The organism is Corynebacterium striatum, from assembly GCF_016728105.1.
GTDB classification, from domain to species: Bacteria; Actinomycetota; Actinomycetes; order Mycobacteriales; family Mycobacteriaceae; genus Corynebacterium; species Corynebacterium striatum.
Map to the genome: position 1 here is coordinate 2,731,350 of NZ_CP068158.1, position 18,785 is coordinate 2,750,134.

Annotated in this window: 11 protein-coding genes; 2 read left to right on the forward strand and 9 right to left on the reverse strand. The window is 59.1% G+C overall.

Annotation, left to right across the window (positions count from 1 at the left end; translation table 11 throughout):
- Positions 1 to 317 precede the first annotated feature (317 nt).
- The 4 genes from I6I72_RS12735 to gabT form a co-directional block, all read right to left on the reverse strand.
- Positions 318 to 1,670, reverse strand: coding sequence for a YkvI family membrane protein (locus tag I6I72_RS12735; protein ID WP_201807155.1), 1,353 nt, complete (start codon positions 1,668 to 1,670; stop codon positions 318 to 320).
- Positions 1,671 to 1,786: 116 nt separating this feature from the next.
- Positions 1,787 to 2,773 (reverse strand): alpha/beta hydrolase, encoded by a 987-nt coding sequence (locus tag I6I72_RS12740; protein ID WP_049192074.1) that lies wholly within the window; start codon positions 2,771 to 2,773, stop codon positions 1,787 to 1,789.
- Positions 2,773 to 4,233, reverse strand: coding sequence for a flavin-containing monooxygenase (locus I6I72_RS12745; RefSeq protein WP_049192076.1), 1,461 nt, complete (start codon positions 4,231 to 4,233; stop codon positions 2,773 to 2,775). Before I6I72_RS12745 ends, I6I72_RS12740 begins: the two co-directional genes overlap by 1 nt.
- A gap of 34 nt (positions 4,234 to 4,267) precedes the next feature.
- The gene (gabT, locus tag I6I72_RS12750) at positions 4,268 to 5,593 is read right to left on the reverse strand and encodes a 4-aminobutyrate--2-oxoglutarate transaminase (RefSeq protein ID WP_049192077.1); all 1,326 of its coding nucleotides are present in this window, start codon (positions 5,591 to 5,593) and stop codon (positions 4,268 to 4,270) included.
- Positions 5,594 to 5,723: 130 nt separating this feature from the next.
- Here gabT and I6I72_RS12755 point away from each other — a divergent pair, with 130 nt between their 5' ends.
- Complete coding sequence (locus I6I72_RS12755) at positions 5,724 to 7,268, forward strand: helix-turn-helix domain-containing protein (protein ID WP_236592638.1); 1,545 nt, start codon at positions 5,724 to 5,726, stop codon at positions 7,266 to 7,268.
- Positions 7,269 to 7,469: 201 nt separating this feature from the next.
- Here the strand turns inward: I6I72_RS12755 and I6I72_RS12760 are convergent, their stop codons facing one another.
- A complete protein-coding gene (locus I6I72_RS12760; RefSeq protein WP_049192079.1) occupies positions 7,470 to 8,618 on the reverse strand; it encodes an ATP-binding protein in 1,149 nt (382 codons plus the stop codon).
- A 326-nt stretch (positions 8,619 to 8,944) separates the two neighbouring features.
- Here I6I72_RS12760 and I6I72_RS14030 point away from each other — a divergent pair, with 326 nt between their 5' ends.
- Positions 8,945 to 9,181, forward strand: coding sequence for a transposase (locus I6I72_RS14030; RefSeq protein ID WP_005529109.1), 237 nt, complete (start codon positions 8,945 to 8,947; stop codon positions 9,179 to 9,181).
- 278 nt (positions 9,182 to 9,459) lie between these two features.
- Here the strand turns inward: I6I72_RS14030 and I6I72_RS12770 are convergent, their stop codons facing one another.
- The 4 genes from I6I72_RS12770 to I6I72_RS12785 form a co-directional block, all read right to left on the reverse strand.
- A complete protein-coding gene (locus tag I6I72_RS12770; protein ID WP_005529113.1) occupies positions 9,460 to 9,831 on the reverse strand; it encodes a hypothetical protein in 372 nt (123 codons plus the stop codon).
- Positions 9,832 to 9,961: 130 nt separating this feature from the next.
- On the reverse strand, positions 9,962 to 11,128 hold the full coding sequence (locus I6I72_RS12775) for a 5-methylcytosine restriction system specificity protein McrC (protein WP_160313767.1): 1,167 nt from the start codon (positions 11,126 to 11,128) through the stop codon (positions 9,962 to 9,964).
- Positions 11,112 to 13,724 carry an AAA family ATPase gene (locus I6I72_RS12780; protein WP_188311237.1) on the reverse strand — a complete coding sequence of 871 codons (2,613 nt, stop codon included), beginning with the start codon at positions 13,722 to 13,724 and terminating at the stop codon, positions 11,112 to 11,114. Before I6I72_RS12780 ends, I6I72_RS12775 begins: the two co-directional genes overlap by 17 nt.
- Positions 13,725 to 13,726: 2 nt before the next feature.
- Entirely contained in the window at positions 13,727 to 18,748 is a 5,022-nt protein-coding gene (locus tag I6I72_RS12785) for a DEAD/DEAH box helicase (RefSeq protein WP_201807158.1), read from the reverse strand.
- Positions 18,749 to 18,785: the final 37 nt, after the last annotated feature.

Consider the following 18,785-nt stretch of genomic DNA (forward strand, 5'->3'; position numbering starts at 1 on the left):
AGCTACTAGAACTGGGCGCTTGTGGCATTTCTCTTGTCTGAGCCGCGGCGAACCGATGTGAGACAACGCGCACACCGTGAGCGCTCGCTGCGTGAGTCATGAAAGGCGGGGAGACGAACCTCGATAACCGGCTCTCGCTGTGCGAATACCACAACATGAAAAAGAGAGACGGCGACGTCTACTACAAAGGCTCAGACGGGCGAATCTACATCCGGCGGGAATTCGGACCCGACGTCCCCAGCAACTAGCACCAGCAACCACCACTACAACGGGAAAGACCCGCTCCCCACGAGGGGGAAGCGGGCAACTCGGCGTGCCTACGAGCGGGTGCGCGCCTTCTTCTCGGCGGTCTTCATGTCGGTGACGGAGGCTGCGGACTCGAGATCGGCGATGTCGACGCTGTCATCTGCAGTGGACAGTGGTAGCGTCGAGGCGACGGTGATGTCCTCGCGGGCGTTGATCTCCGTTGCGATTTCTTCGATGAAGGTGTGCTCCGGGATGTTGGAGATGCGGGCGATGGCGATGATCTCCTGCTCCTCGTCCTGGGTGAGTGCCTCTTCGCCTTCGAAGCGCTTGGCCATGAGCTCGCGGGCACGGCGGCGCAGCTGGGTCTCGCTCTCGAGCTCGCGGCGGTTCTTCCACCAGGACCAACCGATGACGAACATGCAGAGGATGCCCATGTAGCCCAGGATGGGGTAGACCCAGCCGATGAGCTCAGAGAAGCCGATGAAGGACAGGACGAAGCCGACGAGGACGATGGCGACGTAGACCTTGTAGAAGTGCTGACGGTGGTCGCGGGTGAGGCGTTTGGCCAAGGCGTAGAACATGCCGATGGCCGTGTTGTAGATCATGCCGTAGATGGCAAATGCCATGAGCGTACCGAGGGCCGGGTGAATTTTGGTGACCATAGCGAGGGTGGGCATGTCCGTCTCCAGGACGGTTTCGACGGAGATGTACATGGAGCCGACGAGCACGGCGAGGAGGAAGAGGAAGATGAAGCCGCCGATGACGCCGCCGAGGCCGACCTCGCGGGAGTCGAGGAAGTTGCCGCCGATGACGATGGCCATGGACACGACGACGATGACCTGGAGGCCGACCGAGTTGATGGCCGAGACCCACCAGTTGGGCAGCGTCGTGGGAATCTCCTGTGCCTGCTCGTTGAGGTGCGCGAAGTCGGGCTGCGCGGTGAAGATGGTGTACATCGTGCCGATGGAGATGAGCACAATGATGAACGGAGTGACGGCGCCGATGACCTTGGTGACCTTGTCCACGTCGAGGAGGCCGGTGAGCAGGACGAGGGCCAGCATGATGCCCGCGCCGATCCAGATGTCCCAACCGAACTGCTGCTTCATATTCGATCCGGCGCCCGCGAACATGGCGAAGCCGATGCAGAATAGACACGTCATCGTCGCGATATCGAGGACACGGGAGGTCACGGGGCCGGAGATGACCGTGAACACCGAGTTGTGGTCCTTCGCGCGGTGGTAGCTGCCCAGCTGCAGCATGGAGATGCCGGCAGTCATGACGCAGATGGACGTCACGATGGCGCCAACAATGCCCCAGTTGCCGAACGCGACGAAGTACTGGAGGGCCTCGCGGCCGGAGGCGAAGCTCGCGCCGACGAGGACGCCAATGAAGGCCATGGAGATGCCTAAGGCTCGTTGAATCATTGCCTTACCTTTCGGTTGATAGATATTTGATTGTAGGGATGAGTGAAGGGAAATTCCTAGAGTTTGGTTCACGAAAACCCCAGTGCGAAGAAGCACTTCACACTGGGGCTTCGGGGCTACGCGTGCTCGCGAGCGTGGACGGCGATGAACTTCGCGATGTCGCTCAGACCTTCCTCGCCACGCTGCATCACGCCGGCAGACGTGAACAGGCCGTGGTGGTACCCGCGCAGGTGCTCGTACCGGACGTCACAGCCGGCCTTGGCCAACTTGAGGGCGTACTCGCCACCCTCGTCCGCGAGCGGGTCGTTGTCCACCGTAATAACGTAGGCGGGCGGCAGGTTCTCCGGCAGCTCGTGGAGCAGCGGGGACAGGTCGGCGACCGTCTTGTCCTGGCCCTCCGGCAGGTAGGTCCGGATGAACCAGCGCATGGTCTCCGCCACCATGGGGAAGCCCTCGGTCACGCGCTGGTACGAGGCACCAGACTCCGTGCGCTCATTCGAGATATCCGTGATGGGATAGATGAGCACCTGGCTGGAGATGGGGGCGACGGAGTCGTCCCCGGAAAACTCGTTCGCCAGGATGGCCGTGAGTTGACCACCGGCCGAGTCACCCGCGATGGCGACGTTGGTGACGTGCAGACCGTGCGGAGCGGAGGCGTCGGAAAGCCAGTGCAACGCGGCGCGGCAGTCATCGATGGCCGCGGGGTAGAGGTGCTCCGGCGCGAGCCGATAATCGACCGCCACCGCCGGCAGCCCGGACTCGACCGCGAGGCGGCGCACCGCAGAGTGGTGCGTGTCCAGGTTGCCCATGAGCCAGCCACCGCCATGGATGAATAGGATTGCGGGGGTGGCGGCGTCACGCTCGCTGTCGGGACGCGGGTCCGTGAGACGTACCCGAAACTCGCCTACCTCGAAGTCCTGCGTGAAAGGCTCCGTTTCTTCCGAGAGACCGTTCTGCGCGGTCGAAGCCACGTAGTTCTCGCGCACCGTGGGGATCTCAATGTGGTGAAAGGGGACCCCGCCTCCGGCGCGGAAGGAACCCACGGACTTCCATGCGTCCTCCGTGATGGGGCGGCCAGTGAATTCGTCAGCGAGCGTGTGCATTAGGCCACCCCGTAGTCAGCCAGCTCGAGGGTGCGGGTGAGGTCCTGGTACTCGGCAACGTTGCCGGACCAGTTGTTGATGACCTTGCCGTCCTCGTTCTTGTACCAGGAGGAGCAGTCAGCGGAGAACGCGGACTCGTTGAGGTCAGCCTGGATGCGGTCGTTGAACTCGCGCAGGACCTGCGGGTCGACATCGAGGACCTTGTCCGGGTTGTCGCGCAGGAACTCCACGGCCTGGCGAATGTACTTGTCCTGCTCCTCGAGCATGGCCACAACTGAGTGGTGGTTGAGGTTCGTGTTCGGGCCGTAGAGCATGAAGAAGTTGGGGAAGCCGTCTACGGTCATGCCCAGGTAGGCCTCCGGCGCGTTGCCCCAGCGCTCGCGCAGGTCGAGGCCGCCTCGGCCGATGACCGGTAGGTCTCCCTGGAACTCCTGGGAGTAGAAGCCGGTGGCGTAGATGATGACGTCGAACTCGTGCTCCACGCCGTCTGCGGTGCGGATACCCTGCGGGGTGATTTCCTCGATGCCCTCGGTGACCAGCGAGACGTTGTCGCGGTTGAAAGTCGGGTAGAAGTCATCGGAGCGCAGGATGCGCTTGCAGCCGAACGCGAAGGTCGGGGTGAGCTTCTTTACCAGCTCCGGGTCGTTGACCTGGGAAGTGAGGTGCTCCATGGCCTGCTCGACGCCTTCTTGAGCGGCGTCGGTGCCCTTGCGGGTGCGCTCGAAGCCGTCCTCGCGGGTGTCGTGGATCTCCTGGCGAATGGCGCGGTAAGACTCCGGGTTCTCCTGGAATTCGCGCAGCTCCTCGTCGGTGAAGATGACCTGGTTACGCGGCAGGATGTAGTTTGCGGAGCGCTGGAAGACGGCGAGGTGTCCGGCCTCCTTAGCGACCTCCGGCACGAGCTGGACAGCTGATGCCGCGTTGCCCACCACGGCAACATTCTTGCCCTTGAGGTCGACGGCGTGGTCCCACTCGGCGGAGTGGAACTGCGTACCCTCGAAGGTCTCGCGGCCGGCAAAGTCTGGAACCTTCGGCTTGGAGAGCTGGCCCCAGGCGCCCACAAAGACGCGGCCGTAGTAGATATCGCCGGTGGAGGTGGCGATCTCCCAGGCCTTGAGCTCTTCGTTCCACTCGGAGCGGACGATGCGGTTGTTGAACTTGATGTGCTCGTAGAGGCCAAACTCGGTGGCGAGCGCCTTGAGATAGCCGAGCATCTCGTCTTGGCCGGCGAACATGCGGGACACGCCGAGGTTGAGGAAGTAGGAGTAGCAGTAAATGAGAGCCTGGGTATCGCAGGCGGCACCCGGATACGTGTTATCGCGCCACACGCCGCCGACCTCGTCCGCGGCCTCGAGGATGAGGAAGCTCTCGAGGTTGTCCTTGGCGAGCTGGGCGCCCATGCCGAGTCCGCCGTAGCCGGTGCCGAGGATGATGCAGTCGTAGATGTGGTTGTCAGACATGTTAGTTCTCCTTGGAGGGTAGGTGGGGGTGTGCTTAGTTCTTACGGATTTCTGCGGCGAGGACCTCGAGGCCGTCACGCAGGGTGGACTCGTTGATGACCAGCGGCGGCAGGAGGCGGATGACGTTGCCGTCCAGACCACAGGTGAGGATGAGAACGCCCTGCTCCTTGCAGGCGCTCGCGACGGTGGAGGTGAGCGCCGGGTTCGGGCGACCGTTCTCATCGACGAACTCGAGGGCGATCATCGCGCCGCGGCCGCGGACCTCGGCGACGGTGGGCAGCTCCGTGAGTGGCTCGAGGATCTCGCGGGCAATCGCTTCGATCTCACGGGCACGTGCCGCGAGGTCGTGCTCCTCCATCTCCGCGATGGCCGCGAGCGAGGCCGCGCACGCCACCGGGTTGCCGGCGTATGTGCCGCCCAGGGAGCCCGGCCCCGGTGCGTCCATGATTTCGGCACGGCCGGTGACGGCTGACAGCGGCATGCCGCCGCCTACGCCCTTTGCCGTGGTGATGAGGTCCGGGACTAGGCCCTCGTGATTGCTCGCGAACCAGTCGCCCGTGCGGCACATGCCGGCCTGAATCTCGTCTGCGACGAAGACGACGTCGTTCGCGCGGCACCACTCCAGCAGCGCCGGAAGGAAGCCCTCGGCTGGCTCGATGAAGCCGCCCTCGCCCTGCAGCGGCTCGATGACAAGTGCTGCGATGTCCTCCGCGCCAATGACCTGCTCGATGGAGCGGATGGTGCGCTCCGCCGCGTCTGCGCCGCTCAGGCCGTCGCGCAGCGGGTAGGAACCCTGCACGCGGTAGATATCGGAGGCGAGGGTGCCAAAGCCGGACTTGTACGGCTTGTTCTTCGCCGTCATGGTCATGGTGAGGTTCGTGCGGCCGTGGAACGCGCCATCGAAGACGACGATGCGGTTCTTGCCCGTGTAGTTACGTGCAATCTTCACGGCGTTCTCAATCGCCTCCGCGCCGGTCGAGAACAGCGCGGTTTTCTTCTCGTGGTCGCCCGGGGTCAGCTCGTTGAGCTTCTTCGAGACCTGGACGAAGCCCTCGTAGGGCGCATTGAGAAAGCAGGTGTGGGTGAGATGCGACGCCGCCTCAGCGATGGCCGCGGTCACGCGCGGGTTGGATGCGCCGACGGTGGTCACCGCGATGCCCGAGGCGAAGTCGATGAAGGAGTTGCCATCGACGTCCACGAGGACGCCGCCGTCACCGTCCACGATGTACGCGGGCAAGCCCGGCACGAGGCCACGGGCGAGCTCTTGCTCGCGCTGCTCCTCGAGTTCCTGGCTGCGTGGGCCAGGGATGGGGGTCACAACTTTCCGCTCTTGCGGAATGCGGTGATTGAAGTCCTGCATGTCACTCCTCCGATTCAAATAAAAATGTGATGGGAGTCATTGTGCCGACGGAGTGTAGCGTGGCATATAAACATTGTGTCGAAATGAAAACGCTAATTTGTACACAATGTATATAGGAAGGTGGGGTGTGATGACTCGGTCATCAGCGCACGTGGATGCAGAAATGGGCGATACGCTTTCAATTTCGTGGCTTGCAAGCCGTCGAAATTTGGGCCTGCGCGTGGTCCATGATTCGGGCCGTTCTTTTGGCATGGTGCACCCGTGCGAGCTTGAAAATCCCGAAAAATATGTCGGTGAGGGCACCCTCGTTTTGCTCACCGGCATCGCTTTTCGCGATCATCCGGAGGCTTTCAGCGACTATGTCGCCCGCCTTTCTGCCGCCGGGGCCGCCGGCATTGGCTTCGGCGTGGGCGTCGTCTTCCCCGAGGTCCCGCACGAGCTTGCCGACGCCGCCCTCGCCCACGACGTCTCCCTTCTCACCATCCCCCTTGACGTGCCGTTTATTTCGGTCTCCACGGCCGTGCACCGCGAGCTCGCGCAACGCCGTGAGCGCCGTCTCGAGGTTCTTCTTGAGCTCCAAGGCCGTCTCAACCTCGCGGCCGGCCAGGGCTTGGACAGGCTCGTCACCGGCACGGCGCAGGCCCTTGACGCGAGCGTTTGTCTTGTGGACTTGGACGGCCGTGTGTCTGCAGCGGCGGTCTTGCCGGGCTTTGAAAAAGTCGAGCTCACCCACATCATCGATGACGCGCGCCATCGTGGTTTTGGAATCGCCGGCAAGGTGGGGGACGTCAATGTTCTGGCGCACCGTCTTTCTCCGAGCGGCAATCAAACGCATGGTCTCGTGGCCATGGCCGACCACTACTTCGACGCCAGTCAGCGCGCCTTGCTCAAACACGCAGCCGGCCTTGCCGAGCTCATCATTCGACGCCCACAGGAGCTGCGCCGCGCACAGCGCGAGCTCACCACGCTGGCCGTGTCTATGCAGCTTGGTCTCACAGGCCGCGACGAATCGATGCAACGCATCTTCCGCCAAGCCAGCGATACGGAAGGCAAAGTCCGTCCGGTCCTCGTCAAATCCGAGTCGGCACGAGCGCATGCGCGCTTCATTGAGGCGCTTGACCGCAATCTCGCGGATCAAGGCCGCCTGCTCTTCGCCGTGGAGGTCGATGACCTCACCTGGTTATTCCTGCTGCGCGGCAACCGTTCCATGCGCAATATTCAGGAACTCCTCCTCGACATCCGCGGCGGCAAACGCATTGTCGTTGGCTCACCCCTCGAGTGGTCGCGCCTGCGCGAATCCACTGTCCGTGACTTGGAGAAGGTCGCCTTCGGCATGCAACCTGGCACGCTCGTGGGCCCCGAGTCGCGCACGCTCAATTGGCTAGGCGATGAAGCCGTTGGTGCCGCCGTCGCCCACCGCTTCGCTGAAACCTGGGGTAAGTTGCGCGAGTACGACGCGGCCCACGGCAGCGAGTATGAACAGACGCTGCAGGCCTATCTGCGCAACGGCGGGCACTATGTGCGCACCGCTGATGCGCTAAATACCCACCGACACACCGTGCGTAAGCGTATTGCCGACGCCGCCGAGATTCTCGAGATTGACCTCGACGATCCCATCGCGGTCGCGGAGCTCGTGGTGCTCGGCGTCGCCGGCGCCGGTGCATCCTCGTTCTAGCCGCGCTTTGTCGTCTCTCCGACATCGATGAGATGCTGGTACACCGCGTCCGTGAGCGCGCGGCTATGGAAGTGTCGGAGGGATCAAGCAACGTCTTATCCGTGAGCGCCTCCTGACCGGCGAGCTCGAGCGCAGCAGCGTTCCCCTGACTGTTGACTGCGTTTGCCCCGAGTGATCTGCAGTGTAGGGCGCATCAGGAGTCTATTTCCCTTGAATGCTTAGGAGATAGTCCTCGAGTCGTGGAAGTTGGAAGGTCATTTTCCGGTCTGCCGTTTCGATAACGAGGTCGAGGCTTAGGAGCTTTTGCCGGTAGTTGCTGATGTTTTGCGGCGAGGTCCCCATGATGCTGAGCACATCGATATTCCGAGCGGGGAGGTCGCACTGGGCAAGGGCGATGAGGAAATCCCGTTCACCAGGGGTGATGTCGGCGATGGCGGGTTCGTGGACGAGCTGATGGAGCTTATTTGTTGCGCGCTTGATGCCCACAGCGACGTCCTGGCCAGTGATATTTGTGCGACCAGACTTTTGGGCCTCAAAAAAGGACCACAGCCCAATCAGCTGGAAATAAAAGGGGTAGCCGCCGCTTTCTTCAGTTGCGGTGCGCAGAGCTGACTCGTGCCAGCTGAAATTAGCAATTTTCGCAGTGTCAGTGAGAACGGAACTGACATCGGGATCTGGGATTGCTCCGAGATCGATGCGGTTAGCGCGGCGAAGGAAGGTGATGGGATTGGAACCGTCCGGACTAGAAAGCAAGGGCTTCACAGCCGAGGGGATACCCGCCATGATGACTGTGATTTCACGATTCTCCCGGAGGAGGTGTTGAATCGTTGTAGCGAATTCAATGATTTCGTCGCGATTTGTGTAATGGAGCTCGTCGAGGGTGATCAGTACGCCGCTGGGCGGTTGACCGGTGATGGAATCGAGTTGTGCCTTGGCGTCGAGCAACGCGGTAAGGGCGGTACGCAGTGATGATTGTGTGGGGGAGATTGGATCAGTTTCCCAATTGATGGAGCCAATACCGGCGATTGAAATGCCGGAGAGGCGACGTTTGTCCGCAGGGGAGAATTCCTGAAGATTGCGCTCGGCTGTATTGCGAATGCGCTCGACGACGCCCTGTGTAGCTGTTTCGGAGATGATGGTCCAGCCAAGTTGGGAAGCACGGTCCTCGACAGCGTTGAGAAAGACCGTCTTGCCGCTGCCGCGAGCACCACTGACGACGCTGACCCGTTCGTGGGCGCCAGGGCCGTCGAGCATTGCCATGGTGATGAGATCGAGCTCTTCCTCACGGCCCGCAAGAACTGCCGGACTAACGCCGAGGGCGGCGGTGAATGGGTTACGAATTCGGTCCATGAGTTTCTCCACTGGTTCATACCGAGAACTAATGTACTTCGATGTACTTCAGTGTACTTCACTGTACTTTGATGTACTTCGCTGTAATCCAATGTAATCCGGTGTACTTCTTTGCACTTCGCTGCGTCTGCCGCGATATGTGTTTCGGAGATTTGGCTGTGCCCGTGCGGGACAAAGATTCGGGTGTTGTGCCCAGTAATGAGGCGACATTCTTCTTAGGAAAGGGGAGTTCTATCGCGAGAGCTTGCATGGCGATCCCTGGGCGCGGTGATCCTTCTAAGTCGTGCCTCTTAATGAATGGAGGGTGAGTGTGAGAGTTTTTCGGTATGAGCAGACCCGAGAATTTCCGCGAGATTCCCGAGACTGCATGGAAAATCATCGCTCCACACCTTCCCTCTAGCGCCGGAAAAGTCGGCAGGCCGTTTTTCGATAATCGCACCATTATGGAAGCCATTGTCTACAGGTTGCGCGTCGGATGCCCATGGCGGGGTCTTCCAGAACGTTTCGGACCTTGGCAGAAGGTGCGGAAACGCCGCAATCTCTACTCGCACGGGAGTCTATGACGCCATTCACCAACACGTAATGGCGCTCTCCCAAGCTTGACGCGAATCGGTACAAAGATCGCAACGTCGTCGAGCGATTCTTCTCCCGTGCCAAGAAGTGTAGGGCCTTGTTACTCGATTTGATAAGCACGCCATCAACTATCGAGGCGGCACGGTCCACATGGCACAGGTGCCTTCCACGACGTTGACTAGTCTCGGACGCCAAGATTCTGCACTGTAGGAACATCGCGCGATGGTGAAAGTTATCTCCAAGCGTTACGCCGTTACCGCGCGAGACATCACTCGATAACGAGCACTTCTCCACCGTCCTCGTCGGTTTTGTTGTACGCATGCTTGCCTACGAGCCCCAGTACCTTACGGATGCGCTCGACGTCACCACCACCGAATTCGAGATAGCACGTGCTCTCACTGGCGTCATTGAGGTCTTCGTAGAAGTCCTCGATTTGTACTTCGAACTCCTCGAGAATGTCCTCGAGCGGGTACTGGGAAATGTCCTGGGGCGAGTCGCCTTCGCCGAGCTCGGGTTCTTGCTCGAAGCTAAGCGAGGTGACGTACTCACGATCGGGTGCTTGCTGGTAGATGTTTTCTTCTACCTTGATGTAATCGGGCGTTGAATACTTTTCGGGTGTATACACTCGGAAATTCTTCATGCTTGCATGATAAGGAAAACTGAGCGAATGGACACGGGGCCAGGGCAGCTGCTGTTCTGCGTGCCACGGCGAAGGTAGCCAATTCGCTTCGATAGACGCGAGGGCTCTCGGACCCGACGTTGCGGCATGCTTAAGAAGTAAAACCAGAAAAACTTGAAGCTAGCGCGGCTTGGACAGAAGACGGAGTCGCAGGGATGTCGACTCCGAGCGCAGCGAGCGCGCCTTCTCGAACCGTGCTCGCTCGACCGGTGAGGTCTAAAGCCGCAAAGGTGAAATCATGACCATGAATGCGGAACTGTTGGTGCTGATTAAAAGTAGATTTGGGTGCCCCCAGAGCTGCATAGACCATCGCGCCCGTAACCCGCCGGACTTCTCCCGGCTCAGCAAGTTCTGCTGCGTGTGCAAGCACGTAAGACTGGATTTGATAGAGGTGCCCAGACTTGAGAGTGTATCCAGTGTTCGTGCGGTTGCTCGTTGCCATAGATGCGAACTTGGCGTCGACGATGACTTCGGTGCCATCTGGTGCAGTGAGCATGATGTCCGTGAGCATTCGCGGAAGTTGTGCCTGTGTCGGTGAATTGAGTGGCCAGTTCAAATACCGGGCTCCACGCACTGTCCATCCCACGGGCGTGAGATGGTAGCGGTAGATTCCGAGCAGCGCCCGCTCGAAGAGCGCACGCAAGTATGTTTCGGTGACCTCTGCGCGGGCGAACGCGTGCGGACCCAGGCCGGAACGCGGAACAAAGAGATTAAGCAACAATGATGCTACGGCGGTGGGGTGGACATCAGCAGGCGAGAGCCGGCCAGTGGGTTCAGGCGCGGACGAGATAAACGGCACTCCTGCGACTTCGAGAGATCGCGCCAGGCGACGGCACCGCGTCGCCGCTGCTTGATTGAGAGGCTGAATAAGGTTTTCTGCGTAGTGCAGAACACGAAGCAAGTAGCGGTTGACCGGGTGATCACTGGTGAGCTCGTTGAACTCGCACCGAATCTGTCCCTTGTCGAGTAGCCTGTGTCGCTGCGTGGCATAGACGTCGATCTTGCCGCGCACGCGGTATAGGGTTGCGGCGCGACGGCTGAATCCGACGCTGAGCTCACGGGTGAGACGACGCTCGACTGCCTCACACAGCATGGTGGTGAGCAAGACCGGCAACTCAGCATCTGCAGCATCGACCGCGGCGTCGGTGATGACCCCACGTCGGTATGCCTCAGAGGCATAAAGCTGCAGTAGCCACACACTGCGCATGGGCACATGTTTGCTGATGTTCCCCGGCGAATCGTCAGGCTCGAAGTTCACGGAGTGCATCCTCCAAGACATCGGGCTGGTCGTACCAGTATTCGCGCAGTAGCGGAGCTAGATCGGTGTCGATAATCGCGTCGAACCACTTGCGCGTCTCGTCTCCGCTCAAAGGCTTCGACGACTTTCGTGGCGTCACGAAGCTATGGCCTACGCCGTAGTCGCGTCCCAGATTCACGTCGTTAGCAATACGGGCGTTGAGCGCCGCGAGCTTCATACCGATGGTCGCGAGTGTCTCGCGGTCGTATCCACATTCAGCCGAACAGAAATGGAGCCATCGTTCATTGAACTGTGGCTGGAGGTCGACGAATGCGAAGCGTCGGCGCAGAGCCATGTCGACCATCGCGAGTGAGCGATCCGCTTGGTTCATCGTGCCGATGACGTAGAGGTTCTCTGGCAAGTAAATGGGGTCGCTGTCGGGCGAGTAAATCGTGGTAAGTGCGCTTTCAGAGTTGCGCTTGTCTGCCTCAAGCAGAGTGAGCATTTCGCCAAAGATCTGCGCGGGGTTGCCGCGGTTGATCTCCTCGATAATGATGAAGTGCTTACGGCCCTCGTCGTCACCGGCGGCTCTCACAGCCTTAAGGAATGGGCCCGGCTGAAGTCGGAGGTGGCCGTCACTGGCAGGGCGGAATCCTTCGATGAAGTCTTCGTAGGATGTCGACGGGTGGAACTGCACCGCAGTAATTGTCTCATCCGAGGAATCCTCGAGCATGGCGTAAGCGAGCTTGCGACCAAGCCACGTCTTGCCGGTTCCTGGTGGGCCTTGCAGAATGAGGTTCTTCTTCTCACGCCAGCGTCGGAGAATGGTTTCCAACTGTTTTCGGTTGAGGAAGCATCCAGCATCGAGAATATTTTGCACGGAGTATGTTTCTTGGGCGCCCTCCGCGAGCTCCTCGAGTTCTGATTCGACAGGTGCTTCAGATTCGTTCTGCGCGTATTGGAATGCTGTTGCCGACAATCCTGCGAAAGTTGGCGGATCAATCGTGGAATCCTGGAGCCAGTCGGCGACATCTGTAAGCGTTGCGAGATACGAGGCACCGTCAGTTACAGTGCCGACCACATCGATGCCCATGCCGTCTTCGGATTTAAGGAAGTCGGCATTGCGACGGTCGAGGGCCATGAAGGTTTCAGGACGAATCCAAAATAGGCCCATGGTATACGCGACCTGTGAGCGGTCCTTTACCGCGGCGTCGTAGGCTTCGATGAAGTCGACTCGGGAGTGACCGTGTTTCTCGCGTGGGTTGTATCGCAGAGCGGCCTCGAAGAGCGTCCAGATTCCGTCATAGAAGGCGGTATTTCCAGGATCGGTGTTCTTCGATTCGAAGCGTGCCGACAAGTTGTTACGTACTGGCAAGCCATCAACCGATGTTGGAACCTCGGCGCTAATATCGAATGCTTCCTTGAGCCCTCGATAAATCGCTTCTTTGTTGGATATGGTCAGCGAGCGATTGATGAGTGCATAGACCGTAAATGGATCGATATCCGTGGCCTCCTCTTTACCGTTTTCAGTTGACCATTCCCACAGCATATTGAACAGCGATGGGCGCTCCGATAGCCGTGCAGCCTCACGAAGTGTGTCCAGCAGCGCTGTGCGATTGTGACGATAAGGCAGAAGGCGCTCTGCGAATTCGCGATTGAAGCCAATCCAGTCGAGCGTAAACGACTCTGCTGGGGAGAAATCCTGCACGTTGAAGTCCGGGTCCCCAGAACCGTCGATGACCGACAAAAAGCGCTCGTGTGCGTTGTTCCTTTTTACCTGCGAGATAGTCAGCAAACTTGTGATGGAACGCCGCAGATCAATGCCTAATTCATCGCGCTGGAAAGGTTCTTTACTCCACTCGATCGGAACGCGAAGATGAGCCTCGACGTCAGGTTCGCTGCGATCAATGGTGACAGGGCCAGTGACAATCCCGTGGTACACCGCACCATGGACATGGTTGCTTGGCATAAGAACGATGTCTCCAACTTGGAGCTTCGTGCGGAAGCGGTACAGTTGGCCAGCTTGAGTGTTTATCTGGCCACGCTTCCAGTCCGGGAAGGCAGCGCGCATGGCCTTCTTGATCTCGTCGAGTGACTCTGCATCCTCGACTTCTGGGCTGTAGTACATACCGGGTAGACCGAGATTCTCGCGGAGAGCGCGTTTTTCACGAACTCCGTCCTTACCTGCACGGAGCACCCACACGTAGTCGTCGCTCGTTTCAGGTTCGTCGGCGTCATCTTCAGTTGAGGATTTTTCGATCGTCCCCTTCGCTTCGAGAACACGGTCACGCATCTTCACAAACTCTCTCTGTTGTTCGCGGCTCAGCGGATAGGGATTGTCCTTGAGCCACTCGATGCCTTCGGGGGTGATTTGAGTGACGCCACGTTCAATGCTGGACAGTAACCCGGAACGCTTAAGCTCCCAAATGGCCCATCCAGCGCGATCTTCGTAAGCGAGCTTAGTTGCTAACTTGCGGTACGCCTCGTCTCCAAAATCCCTTTCGGAGACAAGGCGAACGGCTTCTTTGTAGTCGGTGCGGTGGTGTGGCTTTCCATCCGCGGCGACCTCGAGGACCACCGGCAACATGGACTGCCAGTTATAAATCTGTGAGCTCATCTCTACTCATCATCCTCTCGAATACTTTCAACAATCCGCACCGTCTCCACCGCCACGCGCGTGACCTTCGCGATGAGGTCCACGATGTACCGCGGATTTCCCACCTCGTCAGCCCAGTCGTTGGGGTCGTTGACGATTCCCGATGCCTTGTCCTTCTTCACCTGGTACCGGTCAATAATCCACGCCAGCGCAGACCGCGAGCCGAGCATGTACTCGTCCGCTTCAGCCGGAATGTCGCGCACCGTCACGGACTTGTTGTAGACGAGCGTCGTCACGTCATTAACGTTCTTCCCAGTAGACGGATCCTTCTTCTTCGCCCATTTCATCTTCTGCACGCGCCACGTCTCGCGGTCGGACTTGTCTGAGGATGCCTTCACATCCACTGTCAACGGCCACGGCTCCACGCCCTCGTAGTTCACGTGCAGATCCATGAGCTCCCAGCCGGCGGCAGCCAGCTGGTCGAACCGCGCCCGCGACGTCGGCGTTTCGATATGCGGCAGCATCTTCTTCAGGTCCGCGGCGTACTTCTCCCGATACCCCGGGTCATGCAGCTGCCCGTAGACGAAGCAGAAGATGTCATCCTTCGTCACATCCGAGCCCAGCGCCTCGCGGTAAATCCCAAGAATCTCGTCCGTGATGTTGTCCACGCGCCGGTATCCGTCGAGGATTTCTCCTTCCGTACCAGGCTCCGAGCCTTCCGATGCCCCCATCCCAAAGTCCAGCTCACCCTCCGGCGCCTCGACGGGCTCCCAGGTCCAGCGGGGGAAGAATTGGCCGCCTGAGCCAGCTCCAGTCACGTGAAGATTGGGCAGCAAATTTGTGGCGATCACTCCAAACGGTACTGCTGATCCTGCCCCTACTTGGTAGAAACCCAAATTGTCATGGGTGGGGGTGGGAAACATCCGAGGAAGCTGGTAGACCATGTCATTCACTGGAGCGTGGAAGTACGCGAATTGGTTGTGGAAAGGTCGATACAGCGATTTCATGATGCGGCTCACATCAAAGCTGATGATCTTATTGCCCGCTAGCTGTTGTTTAAGACTGCGATTCCAGGAGATCTTGGACAGGTCAGCATATTCTGGACGTTTGTCAAGGAATGCATTGACGTCAGTCTCGCGGGGTTTGGTGATTTTTGCGCTTTGAATCCAGTTCCTAAACTCGCCGCGCGCGGCATCGTAGGTTGTTATTAAGGTCTGCATCTGGCTGGTGACAGCTGAAGGCGTTGACCCATAGCACCACGAATCACGGGCAGTCTTTAAACCTGCAGAGAAGTTTTTGAAGATTGCTGGAATGTCATCTGACTTCTTGTCGCCTAGGACAGGCCACGTCTCGAAGTCCTCATCGCGTTGATTGATCCAGTCACCGTAAATATTGGGCTCAATAATTTGCCAATCGACATTATCTAGTGTGGAGCGATCAACAATCGCGAGTTTTTCGTCTGCACTGAGGTAGTCGTCAATATCGTGGTAGTGGATACAGACATCGTCTGGGATTTCGCGTTTCACGGCGATGATGATGCTCACCCCGACGCGAATGTTGAAAACGTTTCCGCCTTCGCGCTTAGCAAGCTCACCGGCAGTACGGGAATTACCACGAAGGTTGAGGACATAAATATCGCTGAGCTCATCCTCCAAGGACAACCGGAAACCCGCCGCAGTGTTGCCGTCGATCCAGCCGTTATTCGTTACGAAGGCCATGACTCCGGAATCACCAAGGCGGTCAATCGACCATCGAATAGCTCGCAGGTACGAGTCATACAGTGAGTTTTTATTCGTTGCAGTGGAATTGGCGACGAACGTTTCCTCGATGCGCTTGTCGAGCGTCGGGTACTTCAGGTTCGCGTTGTTATCGTTCGCGCTCTTTTGACCCACGGAATAGGGCGGGTTGCCGATGATGACGTTGATCGGCGCGGACTTTTGGCGCTCGATCGCAGCATTATTTTCCTTGAAGACCTTGAGGTCGAGAATGTCGCCGTCTTCGTGGATCTGGAAGGTATCGGCAAGGGCGATGCCGTCGAAGGGGACGTACTCGGGCTCGGGTTCGCCATTGCGTTGGGCGCGTTCGGCCTGGAGTGCGTTGTAGGTTGTCTCGATGTTGACCGCGGCGACGTAGTAGGCGAGCAGCATGATCTCGGTGGCGTGGAGCTCGGTTGCGTACTTGCGGACGAGGTCGTCGGGTTCGATGAGGCCGGACTGGAGGAGTCGGACCATGAAGGTGCCGGTGCCGGTGAAGGGGTCGAGAATGTGGACGCCTTCGTCGGTAAGGCCCTTGCCGAAGTGCCAGCGGGAGATTTGATCGGCGGAGCGGAGGATGAAGTCGACGATTTCGACTGGAGTGTAAACGATGCCGAGGGCCTCGGACTGCTTCTTGAAGGCTTTGCGGAAGAAGCGCTCGTAGAGGTCTTTGATCACTTGCTGCTTGCCGGAAGCGGAGGAGACCTCGGAGGCGCGCACGCGTACGGACTCGTAGAACTTGGTGAGGGATTCGGTCTCAGACTCGAGCTTGGCATCCGAGAGCGCGTCGACCATGCGCTGCATGACGCGGGCGACCGGGTTGTGCGCGGCGAAGTCGTGCTCAGTGAACAGCGCGTTGAAGACCGGGGCAGTGATCAGGTGCTGCGAGAGCATGCTGATCGCTTCGTCCTCGGTAATCGAGTCGTTGAGGTTCCCGCGCAGGCCCTCGATGAAGACCTCGAATTCCTTGCGGATGGTGTCGTCCGCAGCATTGATAAGCGCCTTGATGCGGGCGATTTGTGCTTCGGCAATCGTGGCGACATCGTCAGCCCAGTCTTCCCAATAAGTACGCGTACCGACCTTGTCGACCAGCTTGACGTACATGGCTTCCTGCCAGGCCTCGAGGGAGAACAGCGTCATCTGCTCCGCGGTGACGTCCTGTTCGCTGGATGCTTCGGAGTTTCCGGTAGAGGAGGCATCGGAAGCATCGAGCTTTGCCTTTGCGTCTTTGGCCTTCTCTTCGAGGCTCTGCTCCTCGTCTCGCTTTGTCCTCTTCACATTCTCGATGTCGATGGGAAGCTCGACCTTCTCGTTGAGCGCAATCGAGTTGACCTTCGCGTTGAAGCGGTCATCGTGGGCGCGCAGGGCGTTGAGGATCTGCCAGACAACCTTGAAGCGGGTGTTGTCGTTTAGCGCTGCGGATGGGCTGGTCTTCGGCGGGATGGCAACCGGCAGGATGATGTAGCCATAGTCCTTGCCCTCGGCTTTGCGCATGACGCGGCCGACGGACTGGACGACGTCGACCATGGAATTGCGTGGGTGGAAGAAGATGACGCTATCGAGGGCGGGGACGTCCACACCTTCGGAGAGACAGCGAGCGTTGGTAAGGATGCGGGTCTCGTCCTCGGAGATGGAGGACTCGAGCCAAGAGATCTTGTTGCCGCGCTCGAGGGCGTTCATGGTGCCATCGACGTGCTCCACGGCTACTTGGAGATCGATGTTGAGCAGGCTGACGTCGTTGGTTGCCGCGTGGTCCTTGAGCTGCTCTTGGTACTGGCGAATGAGCGTGGGGAAGGTCTCTTGGATGATCTTCGAGGCCTTGATGTCCTTGGCGAAGGCAACGGTGCGGCGCATGGGTTGTGCATTGGCCTCGAAGCCGGACTTCGTGTCTTGCTCGGCACCCGAACGCTTCGCGAGTCCGTTCCACGCGCCGATCATGGCAGAGGCAGTGGTGAGGTTGATTTCGTTGGTGGGGTTGGCGGCGAGGACGTCAGCGGCGATATCTTCCTCGACCGTCATGACGAGGACCTTGTAGTCGGTGAGCAGACCCTTGTCCACGGCCTCGCCGAAGCCGAGGCGGTAGAACTCTGGACCGTAGATGGCCTCGTCATCCATGGAGGCCAACTCCGCGGAATGTTCCTCGGCCTTGCCCTTTACGTTGTCATCGAACAGGCGGGGAGTCGCGGTCATGTAGAGACGCTTGCTGGCCTTGATGTATTTTTCGTCGTGAATCTTCACGAAGTTGGAGGCGTCCTCCCCGGCGAGGGTTACGCCGGTGGTGCGGTGGGCCTCGTCGCAGATCACGAGATCGAAGTCATCCATGCCGTACTCCGCTTGGGCCTCGTGAATGGCCTCGATGGACTGGTACGTGGAGAAGACGACGTTGATACCGGCACGACGCTTGCCTTGCGCCGTGCGCTCGGCAATGTTCTTGCCGTTGGTAGAGACCGGAACCTCCAAGTCATAGGAGGCAATGTCTTCAGCCTTCTTGGAGACCTTCGTATCCGAACAGACTGCGTAGGACTTCAGAGGCAGGTGCTCCTGGTTCTGTGCGGTCCATTCTTTTAACGTCTGCGAGAGCAAGGAGATGGAGGGAACGAGGAAGAGGACGCGGGCACGCCCGCCGTTGTTTTCTGCAAACTGTTCCGCCAGACGCAGGGCGGTAAACGTCTTTCCCGTACCGCACGCCATGATGAGCTTTCCACGGTCGTGTGTTTCAAAGCCTGCGATAGCCTTCGAGATCGCTTCTTGCTGGTGTGGACGCGGGGAGAAAACCTCGCGCCGGGTGAGGTTAATTTCGATCTCAGAACCCGGGAAGGTCACATCCCAGTCGATAGGGGATTCTGAAATCGCTGCCGTGCCGATACGGTTGGTCGGGATGAGCTGGTGCTCCAGCATCTCCTCAGCATTCTTTGACCATCGCTCCGACGTGGAGATGATGATTCGCTGTGCGAAGGATTCTGTGCCTTTGTCTGTAGTAAACGAGCGTCCGGATGCCTCAAAGAAGGAATCGAGGTGACGCTTCTGAATATAGGTATCCGGCTTGTAGAACTTGCACTGGATGGCAACCCACGCGTCGTCTTCGGCGCGCCGGGCAACGAGGTCGATGCCGGTGTCTTGCTTACCGCCGTTAAACTCCCAATCGCTCCACCGGCTGACTTCCGAGAACTGATCCTGGAGGACGGGATCGGTTCGGAAGTAGTTGACCATTAATTTCTCGAACTTAATGCCGTACGAGCCTTGAGGCTGATTTTCACGGAGCTGGGTTAGGACTTCACCGAAAGCAGACATGGTGTCCATTATGGACTACACATGAGTTCTCCACTTT